The organism is Agrobacterium sp. lyk4-40-TYG-31, from assembly GCF_030209855.1.
GTDB classification, from domain to species: Bacteria; Pseudomonadota; Alphaproteobacteria; order Rhizobiales; family Rhizobiaceae; genus Agrobacterium; species Agrobacterium vaccinii.
In genome coordinates, this window is the sequence record NZ_JARVRE010000005.1 from 677,798 (window position 1) to 694,230 (window position 16,433).

Consider the following 16,433-nt stretch of genomic DNA (forward strand, 5'->3'; position numbering starts at 1 on the left):
GTTGGATGCCTGAGGTAAAATCACAGCTCTTGCAGTCGATATTGAAAGAGCAAAAGCGAAGAGGCGTGAAGGATCGCGCCGTCTACGAAGAATTAGGCGTACCTCAGCAAACCTTTAGCACCTGGAAACGTGGTGCCGTTCCGAGACCTGTGATTTACCCCAAGATCGCTGCATTCCTCGGCATTCCTGAGACCGAAGTCGCCGACATGGCGAGAGAGGCCAGTCAGGCCGAGAGCCCCAACAAGATATCGGGATTTGTCGCCGCTCGCGTTTATGGCTCCATGTCGGACCGCAAAGACGGCAAGTGGAAGTTTCAGCCAATAAACGATGGCCGCAAGCGGATCCCCGAAGGCCGTTATGCTATCGTGATCGACACGAAGATTATGGAGCCTATCTTTCACGTTGGCGTAAAAGCGTGGCTTGATCCTTCTCGATGGCCCTCCCCCGGCGACGATGTTATGGCTCACTCCGGTGGTTACGCCTGGATCGGTCGCTTTGAGTCCATGAGCAATGGCGGGGTTCAGCTGGCCCGTTACAACGGCGCACCGGTCGAGGTGAAGAACGTTGAGGCCATCCATGTCATTATCCTTTCAGAGAGAGTGGTGACGGCTTGATGGGCTGGTCTTCCAAAATACTTGTTGACCATTTACACAAATTTGTGTAGATAGCAGTCGTCCGATGTGGTGTCGGATATGGAACGCGTGCTTGATCCCGCCTTACGGCGAAGGTCTCCTCGGCGCGTTAGTACGGAGAAGGGGCGGACTACGGGTGGTGCCGGGTCATTACGCCCCTTTTCGTTTTCTGAGGAACGACGAAAACGCCACAAGCTTTCGCCGGTGACGTTCGGGTATCCAGAATGTGGTTTGCGATGTTTCTCATTTCGGCCTCCCCTTTTTTAGCGTTCCTATAAAATGCAAAATGGCCCGCATCCCTGCGAGCCTATCAAGGCGGCCCGGTCATTGGCCGCCATCTTCTTCTGGGCGCGGGAGCCTCATGCTCCCGTCTTCTTCTTGCGATCATCGCTTGGGTCGACGCTCCTCTTCTTTCGTAGTCCGTGTCGTGGGCATTTTCGAAAAGGTCTTGTGTCATTTCGTTCCTCATTATGATCACTTGGCCGGTGGGAGGCCTCAGTCACCGGTAATCGCCGCTGACAATCACAAAGGTAGCACAAATATGCGTGCCGTCAATAGTTTGTTTGATAGTGCGTGCTTTTTTTGATAAAAGCTTGTGAAATAACAGGATATGAAGAATGGATAACGCTCTCACCCATTTGCTAAACGTCAAACTTTTGGAAAAATTTAATGGAAATGCTAGCGAGCTCGCTCGAGTCGTTGGCACCAGCCAACAGAATATCAGCAACTGGCTCAATGGAGACGTCATCAAGCCTGCTTACTGGAAAAAGGCAGCGCGAGCGCTTGATATTAGCGAAAAAGAACTGATGTCTGTTATGCAGTATGTTAGGTCGGAGACACCGAACATGCCAGCTGAAGCGTGGGCGCGAGATACTGGGTTTCGATTACAGGCCCGTCGAGATGACGATGAATATTACGAAGGTCCGGAGCCACCTTTAGACGCACCATACCGCCCGCGCCTGCCCCCCAACGCAACCCTAGCACCACGCCAACCCATTGTAACAACAAATAAAATGCTTCCTGTCCTAGGCATGGCAATCGGCGGAGAGGATGGTCGTTACGTATTCAACGGTAGCATCATAGATTATGTCGTCTGCCCGCCTTCTCTTGAGAACGTCGCCGGAGCTTATGCTGTCTACATTGATGGTGAGTCTATGTATCCGCGCTTTAAACCAGGTGAAACAGCGTGGGTGCACCCAGGCAAGCCCGCTCGACGAGGTGACGATGTTATCGTTCAGATACACCCGCCAGAGGATGACGGCTCACCTCCGTGGGGTTATGTGAAAGAACTCAAGGGGTGGGCGGGCAACAAGCTCGTTCTCACACAGCACAATCCCCAAATCGATATAGAGTTTGATCGCCCAGAGGTGATGACGATTCACCCGATCGTTCTTTCAGGAAAATACTAATTCACAATATTCACGCACTTTTTTCTTGACCTACAAAGTGCGTGCATTTATATCTCCTCTTGTACCCAGCAAACCATGCTGGCCACCACAAGAGGAGACTAACCATGTACAGACCAAGACCAGACGAATTCGACGACACCCATGTAACGGCGTCCAGCGTCGAGCCAATGCTCCGCCCAAACCACAAGGCTAAGAAGCACGGCCGCCCCAAGACGAAATACGAATACATGCGCCGCTTTCCCAAGAAGCCGCGCAACGGCGAGGAAGTCGGCGGTGGCCACTTCGTAATGCGCCGTGGCGACAGCACTGGACGCATTCGTCCCTGCATGTGGCCCTTTGAGCATCCCTCATATGATTCCGCGCTGACAGAAGCCGCTCGCCTCTTCCATGAGCATGGCGGTACCTACGACATTCTCTCGGTCTGCGGTCAGGTTGCGCCTATGCCGCTGGAGGCTGGCGAATGAGCGCGGCTCAAGCTCCATTGACCGTCCAGCAGATCATTCTTTTCGAGCACAAGCAGCTGATGAAAGACATTGCCGGTTTTCTGGCGATATCGCTGTTCATCACAGCCGTGCTGATCTGGGCTTATTGAGATGACCACTGCCAAACCCGCCTTCATGGGCGAAGCGATGCAGGAGTTCGTCTTCTGCATCGAGAAATACGGAGAGTACACTTTCGAAAGCGACCACCGCGCCCGCCTCATCGCCGAAAGCTCGTCATTTGAAGAACTGCGCGCCCTGCTTTCGGCCTTTGAGAACCTCGTCGACGGCGAGGCCAAAGAGGCTACGCTGGACGATCTCGATAGACATCTCGGGAAACCTGTACCTCGGCTGGATCGCATGCTGCGCTGGCCTTGGGATAAGGAATACGAACCCGCCTAAACCACCGCCAAGCGTCCTAACACCACCACCACACCACAGGAGACCACCATGAGAAGAGAACCATACAAGGCCACGTTCTACACCCCTCCTCCATACAACGGCGACGGCTTGGAGGTGATTGCCAACCTTCCAGCCAGCCTTTCGCCAAGCGTCGCCGATGCTGTTGCGCGCTGGCATGAGCGTCGACACACCAGCCACAATCGCGTGATCGCCTCGGCGCTGCGTGCTCTGGTGCCGGCGAACGATAATTCGGGGAGAAGATGATGTTTTGGCGCAAGCACGAAGAAGCTACATCCGTTTTCACTTCTGAATTCGACCTTATGCGAGAGGAGCGCGAGGAGGCGCGGAAGAAGAAGGTGAAGGACGACGCCGATGCCGTCCAGCGATCGTTGTCCTATGAGCCGCCAGTACGAGTGGTGAAAGGAAAGTACAACGATTTCTTGGAGGTCGAATCTCCGTTCGCGGGCAAGTCGTGCGTACCTCTTCACCTTATCTCGGCTACATCTATTCGGTATGCCGTTGCATCTCTGCGCTATTTCTCTCTTCAGAATAGCCCAAGCGACATAGCGACGCTGGTCATTGAGATGCAGTCCGGGACAAAACATGACGTGAAGGTGGAGGTGGCGTCTGCCGAGCTTCTATTGGAAGCCATCAACAAGATTTGGCAACAGCCTAGCGCCGCCCTCGCCGGCACAGGAGACACCCATGGTAACTGAGAAGATGATTGAGGCGTTCGTGAAGGCGTCATCTGTCGCGTCTGGTGACACGATGGGATGCGTTCGCGCTGGGCTGGAAGCCGCCCTATCGACGGACGCGGAGCCGGTGGCTTGGCTGGTGAAGCGATCCAACTTTGATGGTATTCTTTTTGACACCGAACTCAGCTTCGTTCGCCCTACCACTAGCAGAACATGCAAGACTGAGATGGTGCCGCTTTACACAGCGCCTCCCGCGCCATCCGTGGCCGTGAAAGCTTTGATTGAAAGCATCATCGACCTTGATGTGAAATACAGCCGTTTAAATTGCGAAGGACTTGCAGACTGGGCGGCGTATGAAGCGGGGATCGACAAGGGCTTGAAAGCTGCGGCCAACGCCTTGCACTCCGCCCTCTCCGCACAGGTGCAGGACGTGGCGGGCGGAGTTCGGTTTAATATGGACGGCACATACGAATTCACCGACGCAGCACCCGCCGCCAAGCAGGCCGCCTCATGACCAGAAGAGCGGACAACGACAACATGCCGGTCGGCCAGGTTTACACCTTGGCCGAAGCCGCCGACCACCTGCGGCTGACAAACAGAGGCGTCGCGAAGATCGCCAAGCAACACGGCCTGTGCATGGTGCGCGGTCGTGATATCCTTTTCACCGATTCCGACATCGATGCAATCAAGGACATATTACGATGCCCCTCAAACTCGTCAAACGGAAAGACAGCCCGTCATGGTGGATTCGTGGCACCGTCCATGGACAAGCTGTCTATGAGTCTTCAGGCACTCACGACAAAGAAGTCGCGGAAGCGATCCGCGTCAAACGCGAAGCGGGTCTAGTAAGCGATCACGTCTTCGGACCGAAAGCGACACGCACCTTTGCGCAATCCGTAGAATCATACCTTAAGGCTGGTGGCGATGCCCGTTTCATCGGCACGATTGACGAAGGACTGCTCAATCATTTCTACAGCAAGCCGCTCAAAGATATCAAACAGAACGACCTTGATGATGCTGCGCGCAAGCTCTACCCATCCGCTCAGCCAGAAACTCGTAATAGGCAATGCTACACGCCTTTCATTGCGGTTTGGAACCATGCGGTAAAGAATGCCTGGGCTGAGGTGCGCCAGTGGTCGCGGCCCAAGAAGCTAAAGGGCACGAACGTTGTTCGCCTCGCAAAGCGGCGTGCCGGGACATTCCCAGTTGAGTATGCCCACGCGGCGAAATTTATCGAAGCCATGTCGCCGGGACCAGCGATGCTGATGACAACGCTGTTCTACACTGGCATGCGACCGATCGAATTGTTTGCCCTTGAGGCCAGCGAAGTGAATGTTGACGGTCGCTGGATAACCCTCACAAAAACGAAGACCGGAGAACCGCGTGGCGTGCCTATTCACGAATTCATCGCGCCGATCTTTGAGTCTCTCTTGCGCCGCCCCGGCCTAGATAAGGAGCCTCGACTCTTCCGTACGCCACGCGGCGAGCCTTACGAGGCAATCGTTTCTGATGAGGAAGGCAAAGGCGGCGGTGGACTGAAGAACGCCATCAATGGCGCGCGTCGTCGGTCTGGAATCAAGGACATCGCGCCTTACACCGGTCGTCACTCGTGCTCAACCGGCCTCGTCGTTGCTGGCGTGCATCCGCACATCAAAGACCAGATCCTCGGCCATGCATCCGACAGTATGTCTCGCCATTACACCAACGTGCCGCAGGCTCCGCTGATAGACGCAATCAACAAGCTGCCGGTGCCAGATGAATTGCGTTTCCTACCTTGGGTGGACGATCCGCTAGCATGGTCAGGCAAGCTTGCGGCTGGCACTGGGACGAGGAATGATTTAGACAGGAAGAAAGCGTGAGGGATTGGCAAAATGGATAAAAATGAAGAACACGCGGCGGCGGCCGTCATCGGTGAAATGCTTACTTCCGCCATGCTAAAAGCTTACGAGGATCCGAGCGGTCCGCGCCGACACCTTTATTCATGGGAGCGAGATGGGCTGCGATGGCTCTTGCGCTACATGGATAGAAACAAATCGGATTTCAACGTCGGCAACGCGTGGATGAATTCGTTTTTGTACCTAAACGAAGGCGTCATCACATCAGAGGATGGACTGATAGATTTCAATCTGCGAGAGTTCAATGAATGTAACAAATGGCCCGCAATCGCGGGCTTTTCTTTGTCTCGATGGTCATTTTGTACAAAATACGTACACCGACGATCGACAGCACTCTGCACACCCTACGTCACAATCACTTTCGCACTTTAAGACTTACCCTTGGTAAGGGAGAGGTCGAGAGTTCAATCCTCTTTCGCAGCACCATTTAATATCATCACAAAACATGCTTCCACATAATGTCGTTGGACGTCATTCAGCTTGCCGCGCATACTGAAATCCCGTATTCTTCTATGCATGAGCGAAAAGTTCGATCCGGCGAAAGATGCGGCTAATCGCGAGAAGCACCGGTTACCGTTGGATTTCGGTGATCGCATTTTCGAGGATGCCGACCATCTTGTTATTCCGTCGGTCCGCGAGATCGATGGTGAAGAGCGCTTCAAAGTCGTTGGCATTGTCGAGCACAAGTCGTTCACAGGTGTCTTTGTCTGGCGTGACGATCTGCCTCGTTTCATATCGGTAAGAAGGAGCAATAAAGGTGAAGAACGAGCATATCACTCTGCCTGCTGATTCATCCGATGCAGAAGACTTCGAAGTGACGGCTGAGGCTTTAGATCGAGGCCAGCGCGCTCGGCTCATCCGCAAGACGAGGACCGCGCTTGGTCTATCGCAACTGGAATTCGCGAGTAAATTCCGTGTTCCCGTCGGCACACTCCGTGACTGGGAACAGGCCAGAGCCACGGCGCCGGATTTCGCCGTCGCTTATGTCCGCGTCATCGGGCAACACCCGGATATGGTTGCACAGGCTGTCGCTTAGAATTAATGGACTTTGGCGTTGCCACGCCACCCCTCACCCTAAAACCCCGACTGAACCCGGGAAAACACCATATTCGTGAACATGGCGATCTGCGCGCCGACGAAGGGGGCGGTGATGCCGATGGCGACCATGACAGCGATGATCTTGGGGACGAAGGTGAGCGTCATTTCCTGGATCTGCGTCAGCGCCTGAATGAAAGCGATGATGATGCCGACGGTCATGGCTGCAAGCACGGCGGGGCCAGATGCAATCAGGACTGTCCAGATTGCATTCTGCATAATATCGAGAGCGTCGGCCTCGTTCATCTCAGTCCCGCTCGGGGTAATCGGCGTCACGAAGCCGAAGAAAGTCTCGAAGTTTCAGTGACGCCGTTTCCGTCTGCATAGAGCGGTATATGATTCGCGACGGGCCGTTAAGACGTGGTCTGCGGCGTGTCGGCAATTTTGATGCCGGACGTGATGGCGATCGTGCCACCTGATGTCGTTGTGGCCGTCAGTCCCTCGGATGTTACCTTGATGGAGGCAACGACGCCGGTGGTCTTTTCGTCTGCGCTGGTCAGCGTCTTGCCGATATAGGAAGACGCATTAGACAGCGTGTTGACGGAAAGCAGGCTTTCAAGATTGGTGTTCATCTTGATGGACTGTTCCACCTGCGAGAAGGTTGCGAGCTGCGCGACCTGTTCGCTGGCATCCATAGGGTCCGTCGGATCCTGGTTCTTCATCTGCGCGATCAGCAGCTGCAGAAAATTATCATAGTCCAGCGATGCCTTCGCACCATCCGTCTTTGACGCCGAGGTCGTGGACGCAGTGTTTGCGGCAGCCGTGGTGCCCGTTACGCCGTCTACCGCCATGGTGCGATTTCCCGCTTGAGTTCGTTGACCACGGCTGGCGTGATCTCGTGACTGTTGAGGATGGCTTCTTCCTTGGCGTAAAGGCCGCGGATGGTCTTCAGGGCGTCGAACGGACGACCGGAGGAAACGGTGGCGTCGATGCGCTTCAGTTCCGAGCGAATTTCTTCGTTCTTGAACGTCGTCAGCAACATGGTGATCGACTTGCGGAACAGCGTCAGGGACTGTTCCTTGCCTTCCGGGTTGATCAGCATCATCTGGACGATGAAGTAGAGCTGCCGCAATGGCGTTGTCGTGTCCTCAAGTTGCAGGACGTGGTTTTCCAGAAGGAATGTCACGTCATTGAGGAATTCCAGGGATACTTTCCGGTCAACGCGCAGAACTGCGCCGTTGATGAAGATTTTTTCCCCAGACTTCAAAGAGATCCGCAGCGTACTTTTCATTTTAATCCATCCTTGATGATGGTTGTAACGTCGATAATGCCCTGATAATTCTTCGAATTACGTTTGCGTATCTGCTCGCATTCTCTCAGAATCCAGATAGCGATGGATATCAGGTTGGCTTTCAGTTCAACAGGCAGCTCATTTTCCGGCTGTTTAAGGTCGTCTATGAGCCTGGTCCAAACGCGTCGTGTGTAGAAAACGGCTTCTATGCCGTCTTTACCGTAGTGATCATGCGCCTTGGCGGCAGCAAGAAGTTCAATCGATCGCTCAAGAACCTGTCTTTCCCTATCCCGGGCGATATTGGGGTCATCCTCCATTATCTCCGCGTATGAAAACTGGAACATTCATCTTTCCTTCATGGTCTTAACCGGCACCCGTCATAGGCGTTTGAGTGTTTTCGTCAGAGATAGTTCACAAGGCTGAGGCCCTGAATTTTGGATGTGATGCTGTAGGACGTCTCGACCTGGTTGAGCAGGGTCGTCAGGCGCGTGGAAGCCTCATACGTGTCGACGCCGATCAGGTTGTTCAGCTGTGTGTCGATGATGGTCTTCTGGGCGCTCATATAGGTATTCGCCTTTTCCACGCGCTCTTGCGACAGGCCGATCTGCGAGCGCTGGGTGTCGATGCCGGAAATAGCCGACCCGGCCAGGCTCGTGGTGGTGTCGTTGACGACGGCCAGCGCACTTGCGTTCAATCCGGAATTTACCAGCTGCGAGGATATCACACTTGCCAGCACGAGGTTTTTGAAACCGTCGGAATTGGCCGTGGTGGATGTAGATACGGTTTCCGAAGTACTAATGCGGCTGTTCATGGTGGCTTCCGAAGCACCGGTCCAGGCAGACCAGTCGAGGCCGTCCTGGTAGTCGGCGAGGAAGGTCTTCATGTCATCCGCCGTGACCGAAGAAGGGTCCGGGAATTGCGCCGTAAACGCCGCGTTGAAGTCCGCAGTAATGTCGGGGATGAACGTGTCGCTCAACGTCTGAACATCGGTATTGATGCCGGAGAACAGGAATTCGCCGTTGACCGAAGTGTTCGAGTAGCTGACGAAATTTTCGAGCGTGGACATGGCCGTCGTCTTGGCAACGCTCAAGCTGCTGGCATCGGTGTTGCCGCTCAGCGCGATGACCGAGTTCAGAAGGCTCTGCGCCGACGACGACATGTTTTCCATGGCCAGCTGCGACGCATCCATGCGCTGTTCGGCGATGGAATTGGAGTCCATGATGGATTGCAGACGGCTGCTTTCGCGGTTGTAGTCCACGCTGGTGGATGTCCGTGTGCCCAGCTCGAGGCCCACATCCGCATAGGTTCCGGTCACGGCTTCTGTCTGCAACTTGGTGATCTCCGTCTGCGCGTTGGAAACGGTCAATTGCATGGCGCTGCTAATAGAAAGGGAAGAAATCGGTGTCGTTTTCATATCAGCCCGCAGCCTCCATCAGTGTCTTCAAAAGCTCGTCGATGGTCGACATCAACTTCGCCGCAGCCTTGTAGGACTGTTCGATATCCAGCATCTGGATCAGTTCCTCGTCCAGGTTGACGCCGGTCGAGTTGGAGTAGGCCTCCTTCGACTTGTTCAACATGGCCGATGTGCTTTCGGCAGCCGTGGTCGCGTTGCTGCGATATTCTTCAACGAAGCCGACGGAGTCGGATGCGAAGCTCAGCAGCGAAACATTGGTAGAAATGCCAGCCTTGGGATCGAAGTCCACCTGAGAGTTCAGCGCAGCGGCGTATTTGTACAGCAGCTCGGAATAGCCGGAAGAGCTTTCGGTATTGGGCGTGTCGCCGGCAATGCTGCCGTCGCGAAGCTTGGTCGGAGATGCCAGGGCGTCCGCAGAAACCTTGATCAGACCGGCCAGACCGGGCACGATTTCAGCTGTGCCAAAATCGACGTCCGAACCATCTGAGGTCGTGAACAGTCCGGCGATAGGATCGCCGCCAGCGTCCGTTTCCGAGAAGGCACCCATCAAGGTGCGTGCTATCTCATCCAGCTGCGACTGGTAGGTCGGGTAAACCTCGTCGCGCAATTGCAGAAGCGCCGGAAGGCTGCCCTTCGCATCGGTATTGCTGCCGGACCCTGTCCTGACCGCAACGCCGTCGATGTAGACGCCGCTGCCAGTCGCGGTCGTGTCATAGGCTGACTGTGAATCGAACGACACTTTGCGAGCCGTCGTTTCGAACAGCGTAGTGCCGTCTGCCGTGTAGATGATGAGATCGTTGTTGGCGCGAGCCGACGTTGAAATCCCGACGATACCGGAAATCTGCTTAAGCAGGCCTTCACGCTGGTCGAGCGCATTGTTTGGATCGCCGCCAGACGCTGTGGCAGACTTGACGGCGTTGTTGGCCGTCTCGAAATCGGCCAGAAGCTGGTTCAGCTTCTTGACCGTCGTGTCGATTTCCGTATCGGCATCCGCTCTCAATTGCTGAAGAGACTGCGTGGATGTGTTCAACGAGTTGGCGACATCGCTCGCGGCGCTGATGGCCGCAGATGCCAGGGTTACGTCGCCTGGAGATGCCGCATAGGTCTGCATGGCCTCCTGGAGGGCAGCAAGATAAGAGGACGGAGCTGCCGAATATTCATCGCCGCCGAGAAGAACACTCAGCGAGTTCATGCCATCGAGGAACGTCTGCTTCCCTGCGTCATCAGATGTTGCAGACAACGTCTGCTTCAAGAGCGCCGCATCTTCAGTCCGCTCAAGCTTGACCGTGATCGCGCCTGTCGAGGTGTTTGTGGTGGTGATCGCAGTCCGGCGATTATAATCCGCGTTGCTGGCAGACGATATATTGTTCGAGACGATACCGCTCTGAACAGCATTATTGCTCAGAGTTGCCTTCGTCGTATTAAGCGCCGATGCTAGCGACATTCACCCGTCCTCTAAAACGTTATCGTACCAGATTGATGAGAGTTTCCATCAGATCGGAACCCGTCTGGAAGACCTTGGAGTTTGCGGTGTAGCTGCGCTGAGCCTGGATCATTTCCGTCAACTCAGTCGCAGTATCGACGTTGGACGATTCCAGCTGCTTGGAATTGATGTTACCGAAACCGGAGGTCCCGGCGAAGCCAAGTGTTACGACCCCGGATTCGGCGCTCGTCTGGAAAACGTTTCCTGAAAGGACACTCAGATTGTCGGGGCTTGCGACATCAGCCAGCGGAATCTGGTAGAGTGCACGAGCAGCGGATTTGGCATAGTTGGCGTAAACGGTGCCATCGGCCGAAACGGATACGGACTGTACCGCTTCCGCTGGGTTACCGTTGATGTTACCGCCATCACCCGTTGATTTGCCCGACAGCTGCGTCATGGCAGAAAGGTCAATGGTAATACTGAGATCGTTATTAACGTCATCGATCGTAATCGTCTCAGGATCGGCTAGTTTACCGATATCATAGGACATTGTCTCAGGACCAGCGACCGGGTCCTCAGAATATGGGAAGCCGCCATTGGTTGACTTTGACGCATCATAAACCGTCACTTCCCAAGTATCTGTATCGGTCTTGGCGAAGTAAAAGTCATATTTCACGGTCGCGCCATAGGCGTTGTAACCGGTCATCGACGTCTTCAAGATGCCGCTTTCAGTGAGATCGACATTGGCATCTTTGTCACTTGGAAGAACGCTTACGACCTCAGCAGACTGATTGAGGTTACCCTCCAACGAGCCCTTCGTGGAAGCGGTCGCGGTCAAACCGTTAGCACCGATGTTTACGGGAACCAGACCATCATAGCTGTTAACGACAGTCGTGGGCGTTGTTCCATTGTTTTGGTAACCCAGAAGCGTGAAGCCCGAGTCGTTGACAAGGTTGCCGTTGTCATCTGCGGTAAAGGAGCCGGCACGCGTCAGGAAAATGCTGCCTGCCGAGTCCTGAACAACGAAGAAGCCGTCGCCATTGATGGCAAGGTCGGTGTTAGATTGCGTCGCGACAGTCGCGCCAGCCTGGGAAATCGAATACTTCACCTTTGTATCGACGCCGCCGGAATTGTAGTTGCCGCCGCCACCGCCGGTGTTCAAGACGAGCGAGGAAAAAGCCGTCGATGCGCTTTTGTAGCCGGTCGTGCTGGCGTTCGCGATGTTGTCGCCGACTGTGCCCAATTTGTTGGACTGGGCATTCATACCGGATACGGCGGTCTTCATCGTTCCAAAAAGGCTCATCTCGAATCCTCTGTTCTTAACTATAGCGAAACTAGGATGTGTGCCTTGCGTGAGGCTGTCTGTTTTTCGCTGATTGAGAATATCTGGAAAAAAGAAAAAACCGGGCGGAACCATTCCTGGCGTCGAGTGTTTGAGCAACTGTCGGTGGCCGCGACTGCAAGTGATGTATGAAAATGGTTGAAAGAAAAACGCCGCGGGCTGTTTGAACCCACGGCGTGTCAACGATAGACTTGCATGTGTTTCTCCAAAACCTGTTTAAGGATTTCGGGGTAGAGCGTGTTTAGCTCCAGTCGATGCAGTAACCCAGAAACCGCTTGGAATCGATCGGATCGAAGCCGAGCTTCTTGCGAAGCTTCTTGCGCAATTTGCTGATGTGGCTTTCCACGACGTTCTCTTCGACTTCTTCATCAAAGATGCCGTAGATCGCGTTGAAGATTTGCGCCTTGGAAACACGACGGCCACGGTTGGCAATCAAGTATTCCAGAATGCGGCGCTCGCGGCGCGGCAATGCGAAAACTTCGCCGCTCACTTCTGGATCGCGTCCATCAGAGAAAACTCTGATAGGTCCTGCGTCCGTGAAGTTGGTGAGAACCGACAGGCGACGGCGGATAGCCGCAGCACGTGCCAGAATTTCACGTGGGTGCACGGGCTTGCGGACAACATCGTCCACGCCGCAATCAAACAGCGCAAGCGTTGCATCCAGCGAGTGCTGGTCGCTAACCGCAATCACCGGTGCCTGCGAGCGATCTCTGATGGCACGCGGCAGCTCCTGGGTCATTTCTGCCTGACCGATCAGAAATGCCTCGATTGCCGCGATGTCGGAGTCTGCCGCCGTATTTACCCATTCACCAAATTCGACCGGATCAAACCCGGTTGAGGGAATTCCCTCGCGCCCAAAAAGGGCTGTGTATCCGTCTTTAACAAGCTTGCGCTCATCAACTACCACGATCATTCGTCCGCCTCCGAATCAGTGTAGCCAATCTACAGTGTGAGGTGTACGAATCGCGTGAATCTCTCACAACTACAAAAAAACGCAGGCAATAATTAATAATTGATTAACCATATTGTCCCGATTTGATCTATATCTAGTATACGATTTCAAAAATCGGTATATTTTTTTGGTGGAAAAGTGCGAGTCAACCCATTTTTTGCTTGCTTGCCATTTTTGGGATGAATCCTGCCACATTTGGTTTTGAGCCCCTCAAGAGAACCGTGACTCAATCAATGGTTGTTCAGGTGAGGCAGAAAGTTCTCGCATTGGCAGTCCACTGACCGTAGCCCGTGGCGACCAGATTGCTTATAACGCGGCACACGTAGCGTTGTTGGGCAGGGTCATTGTTGGGTCCGGCATGGTAACGCGCAACCGCCATCGTCCACGTGTCGTGGCGGTCATGGAGCCGTTTGAGGAACTGGGCGGCATAAGCGACGTTCTTTGCCGGATCGAACATTTCTGCAACAGATTTGAACTCTGCGCCATGAAAATACACGTTGATCTGCATGCAGCCGATGTCGATCAGCTTCGCGCCGTTGCGCCGGGCATCGTCCACCAGCTTGAAAGCCTCTGGTAAACTGTCAGGGAAAAACGCCTTGCCCTCGATGTTGATGGCATAGGGACTGAGAGATCCCTTGCGTCCCGTCTCCGTCAAACCCACCGAATAGAGTATGCCTTCGGGTATGCCGTAGTGTCCCGCCGCCGCCTGTATCTGGCGCTCGCAATCGACCCTGGAGGCCGGTTGAGAGGCCTCACAGATAGACGTGGTCAGGACGAGCGCTGGTAACGCGAGAAGGTATTTCAGGCTGTGAAGTGGTCTCATGAATTGTTGTTTCCTCACGGGCGCCGCGGCCTGGCTGCCGGTAAAACTGCTCCTGTGGCCTGTCGTCACTGCCGCGCTGGCCCTGCTGCGCACCCTGCTGGCCCGCATCCTGCGGCTGGCGGTTGCCGGTGCTGCTATCCTGGCGGTCTGCCCCGCTTGCCAGCGTGACTGTGACCTGATCAACGTTGAAGCCCTGCGATTTCAAGGCATCGAGAATTTCGGAACTGTCTTTTTGCAGCTCGCTATAGCCCTTCAGCGTGTGTGCGGTCAGCTGCACGCTCAGCTCGTCACCGACTAGTTTCATGGCCGCAGTCACGTGGCCAAGCTCGACTGGCGTCATCTGTATCTTCAGCACATGAACGACCTGTCCCGTGCTTGAAATCATTGGAGAATTGCTGGTCTGGCCCGCCATGGTCGTTGCCCACTCAGGGTCCGCCGCCATTGCGCTCGAGATTGCCGTTGCGTTCGAGGCTGCGGCCATGCCGACGAAGCGTCTGCTATCGACGACCTGCACAACGTCAGCCACATCACCCATCGCCTTGGAGACATCAAGCGTGGCTGATCCATCCTCCTGCGTCTCGATGTGGAAATCGATCGCTGGCACATCCTGCTTCTGCAATCTCACCACGGTCGATGTCGCAACGGCTGCATCGGCCAGTGGATCAGCACCCTGCCCCGCACCGGAAAGACCGCTCAAGGCCGGGCCCGCGTCCTGCGAAGCCGGTGGCGTATTCTGGTTGACCGGCATGGCGGTGGCGGCCAGCAGCGACAACAAGTCCATGCTTTCGCCTGCCACATCACCGGGTGCCGCGTCCGCGTCACCAGCCTCTTCGCTGCCATCGGCGACGACTTCAGTCTCGCCTGAGGCAGGGGCCGCAATGCTCTTGCTCAGTGCCGTCACCAGTTTGGCAAGGTCGCTCATCTCGGGAAGAACAGCGACGTCGGCGTCGGCGTTGATAAGCGGCGCGATAGTATCCTGCACCTTGCCCATATCCATGCCTTGGGTCAGCGTGACGTCGCCCAGAGCCGCAATCCCGGTCTGATCAGCACCAACGGTCAGAAACAGGGTGTTGGCAACAATGCCCTTGGTGCCGACGGCAGGTGCTGGAGCGGGCGGCGCGCCAGCGACTGGCGCAGTCTGGGCTGGCGTCTGGGTCTGGGCACCGTCTGCGGCTGTCGCCGTGGTCGTTGACGTCGCGGCGCTGGAAGCTGAACTCGGCTTTGCCGGAGCGCTCGATGCATTGGAAGTGGAAGAGCTCTGCTTGTCGATCGAGCCAAGTGTGTCGGAAAAGCCCGAGCCTCCCCGCTTGGAAGAACTATCCCGATCCTGCCTGCTCGTCTTGTTCGTAACGTCGGAATTGCCCGAAACGATGGTCTGCGCAACGTTCATACTATCTCTCCTCCTGCTCCAGCATGGAGTCGATCTCGTTCAGACGAGCCCGGCTCTTGTCGAAGAATTCTCTCAAAGGTGCACCAGCGACAGCCTGTCCCGATTGCTGCTGGGGCAACATGTCGTCGTTATTGGCCTGAAGAACCGGATTGTCTTTACCCGCCACGGCGCTATCGGCGCCCTGCGGCGCGGTCTCGAAGGCAGGCTTCCTGACGATCTGTTCGGCAATCGCCTTGGCTGCATCCCTTAGCGCGAGATCGCGCGATGACAGTTCATCGTTGGGAATGCTTGCCAATGTTTCACTGGCGCTATGGACATCGCCGCTTGGAACGCCGGCAAGACCTGAATAAAGCTTCGACAGAGGCTCGCGCGAGACGTCGCCTGTCTGGGATGTAAGTGCCGTGGACTGTTCAGTCGCAAAACGCGCCAGATCCACCTCACCGCGCAAGGAGGCCTGGCGGGCGATGCGCAGATAGATTTCCTCTGCCCTTTCAGGGTCCATCAACTGGGCAATTTCGGCAATCCTTTCATGGGACACGCCACCTTCGCTCTCCACCACGAAGCTGACGAAGAGATCGGCAAACTGCGAGGCATAGGGCGAATGGAGAAACCTGACCGCATATTTGCGGCTATATTCAAACGCCTTGTCCAGCTGTTTGGCCTGGATCATCGCGATGATCGAGCGCCGCAATGCGGCTTCTTCGATGATCGTGCCGGGCGCTGTCAGCCGCGCATCGTCGAAGAACACCAGCGATGCGACCGGGTCTCTGTTAACAGCGATGTTGCCTGCGATCAGCATCAGATAGGGGCCGAGAACACCCTTGCGATATTCGGGGAGAATATCGGTCAGGATTTTTTCAACCTGCCCGCCGCGTCCGTTGAAGTATTTAAGCAGGATGTTGATGACGCGGGAATCGAAGTGCCCCTGCACGTCGCGCGCCACCAGATAATCGAGCGTCTGTGGATTGCCGCCGCTCATGATGTAGGCAAGGGCCGCGTCCGCATTGCGGGAATCTTCGAAGATCGAGGGATCAGCGGTCCGCAGCGTCGTATCGATCGTCTCAAGCAGATATTTCTGCATTTCGCGGGCGGAATGATCGCCCATGACGACCGAATCCTGAATGAACTGCAACGACCGCAATATCTTGGCGGGCGGCAGGTCACTCTGGGCATCAGCGTAACCGGCGCTTGCCAGCCACGAAATGCCAGTCAACAGGACAGCTATGCGGGTCGCTTTCATCATCCGCTGCC

22 protein-coding genes are annotated in these 16,433 nt (G+C 55.3%); 11 read left to right on the top strand and 11 right to left on the bottom strand.

Features of this window, described 5'->3' with window-relative positions:
• Nucleotides 1-5 precede the first annotated feature (5 nt).
• The 11 genes from QRN55_RS13795 to QRN55_RS13845 all read left to right on the top strand — a co-directional run bounded on the left by QRN55_RS13795 (nucleotide 6) and on the right by QRN55_RS13845 (nucleotide 6,548).
• Nucleotides 6-614 (top strand): S24/S26 family peptidase, encoded by a 609-nt coding sequence (locus QRN55_RS13795; RefSeq protein ID WP_284777114.1) that lies wholly within the window; start codon nucleotides 6-8, stop codon nucleotides 612-614.
• A gap of 635 nt (nucleotides 615-1,249) precedes the next feature.
• Nucleotides 1,250-2,041, top strand: a complete 792-nt coding sequence (locus tag QRN55_RS13800; protein WP_284777115.1) for a LexA family transcriptional regulator — start codon at nucleotides 1,250-1,252, stop codon at nucleotides 2,039-2,041.
• Nucleotides 2,042-2,145: 104 nt separating this feature from the next.
• Complete coding sequence (locus QRN55_RS13805; RefSeq protein ID WP_284777116.1) at nucleotides 2,146-2,505, top strand: hypothetical protein; 360 nt, start codon at nucleotides 2,146-2,148, stop codon at nucleotides 2,503-2,505.
• On the top strand, nucleotides 2,502-2,633 hold the full coding sequence (locus QRN55_RS13810; RefSeq protein ID WP_284777117.1) for a hypothetical protein: 132 nt from the start codon (nucleotides 2,502-2,504) through the stop codon (nucleotides 2,631-2,633). The genes QRN55_RS13805 and QRN55_RS13810 overlap by 4 nt, the downstream gene beginning before the upstream one ends.
• A 1-nt stretch (nucleotide 2,634) precedes the next feature.
• The gene (locus tag QRN55_RS13815; RefSeq protein WP_284777118.1) at nucleotides 2,635-2,922 is read left to right on the top strand and encodes a hypothetical protein; all 288 of its coding nucleotides are present in this window, start codon (nucleotides 2,635-2,637) and stop codon (nucleotides 2,920-2,922) included.
• Nucleotides 2,923-2,970: 48 nt separating this feature from the next.
• Nucleotides 2,971-3,186, top strand: a complete 216-nt coding sequence (locus QRN55_RS13820; protein ID WP_284777119.1) for a hypothetical protein — start codon at nucleotides 2,971-2,973, stop codon at nucleotides 3,184-3,186.
• Nucleotides 3,186-3,638, top strand: a complete 453-nt coding sequence (locus QRN55_RS13825; RefSeq protein ID WP_284777120.1) for a hypothetical protein — start codon at nucleotides 3,186-3,188, stop codon at nucleotides 3,636-3,638. The genes QRN55_RS13820 and QRN55_RS13825 overlap by 1 nt, the downstream gene beginning before the upstream one ends.
• A complete protein-coding gene (locus QRN55_RS13830; protein WP_284777121.1) occupies nucleotides 3,628-4,131 on the top strand; it encodes a hypothetical protein in 504 nt (167 codons plus the stop codon). The genes QRN55_RS13825 and QRN55_RS13830 overlap by 11 nt, the downstream gene beginning before the upstream one ends.
• 187 nt (nucleotides 4,132-4,318) lie before the next feature.
• The gene (locus QRN55_RS13835) at nucleotides 4,319-5,476 is read left to right on the top strand and encodes a tyrosine-type recombinase/integrase (protein ID WP_284777122.1); all 1,158 of its coding nucleotides are present in this window, start codon (nucleotides 4,319-4,321) and stop codon (nucleotides 5,474-5,476) included.
• 552 nt (nucleotides 5,477-6,028) lie between these two features.
• Entirely contained in the window at nucleotides 6,029-6,301 is a 273-nt protein-coding gene (locus tag QRN55_RS13840; RefSeq protein ID WP_284777123.1) for a BrnT family toxin, read from the top strand.
• Nucleotides 6,270-6,548 (top strand): helix-turn-helix domain-containing protein, encoded by a 279-nt coding sequence (locus QRN55_RS13845; RefSeq protein ID WP_284777124.1) that lies wholly within the window; start codon nucleotides 6,270-6,272, stop codon nucleotides 6,546-6,548. The genes QRN55_RS13840 and QRN55_RS13845 overlap by 32 nt, the downstream gene beginning before the upstream one ends.
• Before the next feature lie 38 nt (nucleotides 6,549-6,586).
• Here QRN55_RS13845 and fliQ read toward each other — a convergent pair whose 3' ends face one another.
• The 11 genes from fliQ to QRN55_RS13900 all read right to left on the bottom strand — a co-directional run bounded on the left by fliQ (nucleotide 6,587) and on the right by QRN55_RS13900 (nucleotide 16,425).
• Nucleotides 6,587-6,853 carry a flagellar biosynthesis protein FliQ gene (fliQ, locus tag QRN55_RS13850; protein WP_062450872.1) on the bottom strand — a complete coding sequence of 89 codons (267 nt, stop codon included), beginning with the start codon at nucleotides 6,851-6,853 and terminating at the stop codon, nucleotides 6,587-6,589.
• Between the two features lie 107 nt (nucleotides 6,854-6,960).
• A complete protein-coding gene (gene flgD / locus QRN55_RS13855; RefSeq protein WP_111840842.1) occupies nucleotides 6,961-7,398 on the bottom strand; it encodes a flagellar hook assembly protein FlgD in 438 nt (145 codons plus the stop codon).
• On the bottom strand, nucleotides 7,389-7,838 hold the full coding sequence (gene flbT, locus QRN55_RS13860; protein ID WP_111840841.1) for a flagellar biosynthesis repressor FlbT: 450 nt from the start codon (nucleotides 7,836-7,838) through the stop codon (nucleotides 7,389-7,391). The genes flgD and flbT overlap by 10 nt, the downstream gene beginning before the upstream one ends.
• A complete protein-coding gene (flaF, locus tag QRN55_RS13865; protein ID WP_111840840.1) occupies nucleotides 7,835-8,182 on the bottom strand; it encodes a flagellar biosynthesis regulator FlaF in 348 nt (115 codons plus the stop codon). Before flaF ends, flbT begins: the two co-directional genes overlap by 4 nt.
• A gap of 56 nt (nucleotides 8,183-8,238) precedes the next feature.
• Complete coding sequence (locus QRN55_RS13870; protein ID WP_111840839.1) at nucleotides 8,239-9,252, bottom strand: flagellar hook-associated family protein; 1,014 nt, start codon at nucleotides 9,250-9,252, stop codon at nucleotides 8,239-8,241.
• Between the two features lies 1 nt (nucleotide 9,253).
• Nucleotides 9,254-10,696, bottom strand: a complete 1,443-nt coding sequence (gene flgK / locus QRN55_RS13875) for a flagellar hook-associated protein FlgK (RefSeq protein WP_111840838.1) — start codon at nucleotides 10,694-10,696, stop codon at nucleotides 9,254-9,256.
• Nucleotides 10,697-10,715: 19 nt separating this feature from the next.
• The gene (locus QRN55_RS13880; RefSeq protein ID WP_111840837.1) at nucleotides 10,716-11,978 is read right to left on the bottom strand and encodes a flagellar hook protein FlgE; all 1,263 of its coding nucleotides are present in this window, start codon (nucleotides 11,976-11,978) and stop codon (nucleotides 10,716-10,718) included.
• 280 nt (nucleotides 11,979-12,258) lie between these two features.
• A complete protein-coding gene (rem, locus tag QRN55_RS13885) occupies nucleotides 12,259-12,930 on the bottom strand; it encodes a transcriptional activator Rem (RefSeq protein WP_284777125.1) in 672 nt (223 codons plus the stop codon).
• A gap of 280 nt (nucleotides 12,931-13,210) precedes the next feature.
• Nucleotides 13,211-13,792, bottom strand: coding sequence for a lytic transglycosylase domain-containing protein (locus tag QRN55_RS13890; protein ID WP_284777126.1), 582 nt, complete (start codon nucleotides 13,790-13,792; stop codon nucleotides 13,211-13,213).
• On the bottom strand, nucleotides 13,722-15,182 hold the full coding sequence (gene fliK, locus QRN55_RS13895; RefSeq protein WP_284777127.1) for a flagellar hook-length control protein FliK: 1,461 nt from the start codon (nucleotides 15,180-15,182) through the stop codon (nucleotides 13,722-13,724). Before fliK ends, QRN55_RS13890 begins: the two co-directional genes overlap by 71 nt.
• Before the next feature lies 1 nt (nucleotide 15,183).
• The gene (locus QRN55_RS13900) at nucleotides 15,184-16,425 is read right to left on the bottom strand and encodes a chemotaxis protein (protein ID WP_284777128.1); all 1,242 of its coding nucleotides are present in this window, start codon (nucleotides 16,423-16,425) and stop codon (nucleotides 15,184-15,186) included.
• Between the last annotated feature and the right edge of the window lie 8 nt (nucleotides 16,426-16,433).

Excerpts from the sequence above, each read along its gene's own strand:
- QRN55_RS13795 (WP_284777114.1), top strand. The coding sequence starts at position 6 with ATGCCTGAGGTAAAATCACAGCTCTTGCAGTCGATATTGAAAGAGCAA.
- QRN55_RS13800 (WP_284777115.1), top strand. The coding sequence starts at position 1,250 with ATGGATAACGCTCTCACCCATTTGCTAAACGTCAAACTTTTGGAAAAA.
- QRN55_RS13805 (WP_284777116.1), top strand. The coding sequence starts at position 2,146 with ATGTACAGACCAAGACCAGACGAATTCGACGACACCCATGTAACGGCG.
- QRN55_RS13810 (WP_284777117.1), top strand. The coding sequence starts at position 2,502 with ATGAGCGCGGCTCAAGCTCCATTGACCGTCCAGCAGATCATTCTTTTC.
- QRN55_RS13815 (WP_284777118.1), top strand. The coding sequence starts at position 2,635 with ATGACCACTGCCAAACCCGCCTTCATGGGCGAAGCGATGCAGGAGTTC.
- QRN55_RS13820 (WP_284777119.1), top strand. The coding sequence starts at position 2,971 with ATGAGAAGAGAACCATACAAGGCCACGTTCTACACCCCTCCTCCATAC.
- QRN55_RS13825 (WP_284777120.1), top strand. The coding sequence starts at position 3,186 with ATGTTTTGGCGCAAGCACGAAGAAGCTACATCCGTTTTCACTTCTGAA.
- QRN55_RS13830 (WP_284777121.1), top strand. The coding sequence starts at position 3,628 with ATGGTAACTGAGAAGATGATTGAGGCGTTCGTGAAGGCGTCATCTGTC.
- QRN55_RS13835 (WP_284777122.1), top strand. The coding sequence starts at position 4,319 with ATGCCCCTCAAACTCGTCAAACGGAAAGACAGCCCGTCATGGTGGATT.
- QRN55_RS13840 (WP_284777123.1), top strand. The coding sequence starts at position 6,029 with ATGAGCGAAAAGTTCGATCCGGCGAAAGATGCGGCTAATCGCGAGAAG.
- fliQ (WP_062450872.1), bottom strand. The coding sequence starts at position 6,853 with ATGAACGAGGCCGACGCTCTCGATATTATGCAGAATGCAATCTGGACA.
- flgD (WP_111840842.1), bottom strand. The coding sequence starts at position 7,398 with ATGGCGGTAGACGGCGTAACGGGCACCACGGCTGCCGCAAACACTGCG.
- flbT (WP_111840841.1), bottom strand. The coding sequence starts at position 7,838 with ATGAAAAGTACGCTGCGGATCTCTTTGAAGTCTGGGGAAAAAATCTTC.
- flaF (WP_111840840.1), bottom strand. The coding sequence starts at position 8,182 with ATGTTCCAGTTTTCATACGCGGAGATAATGGAGGATGACCCCAATATC.
- QRN55_RS13870 (WP_111840839.1), bottom strand. The coding sequence starts at position 9,252 with ATGAAAACGACACCGATTTCTTCCCTTTCTATTAGCAGCGCCATGCAA.
- flgK (WP_111840838.1), bottom strand. The coding sequence starts at position 10,696 with ATGTCGCTAGCATCGGCGCTTAATACGACGAAGGCAACTCTGAGCAAT.
- QRN55_RS13880 (WP_111840837.1), bottom strand. The coding sequence starts at position 11,978 with ATGAGCCTTTTTGGAACGATGAAGACCGCCGTATCCGGTATGAATGCC.
- rem (WP_284777125.1), bottom strand. The coding sequence starts at position 12,930 with ATGATCGTGGTAGTTGATGAGCGCAAGCTTGTTAAAGACGGATACACA.
- QRN55_RS13890 (WP_284777126.1), bottom strand. The coding sequence starts at position 13,792 with ATGAGACCACTTCACAGCCTGAAATACCTTCTCGCGTTACCAGCGCTC.
- fliK (WP_284777127.1), bottom strand. The coding sequence starts at position 15,182 with ATGAACGTTGCGCAGACCATCGTTTCGGGCAATTCCGACGTTACGAAC.
- QRN55_RS13900 (WP_284777128.1), bottom strand. The coding sequence starts at position 16,425 with ATGATGAAAGCGACCCGCATAGCTGTCCTGTTGACTGGCATTTCGTGG.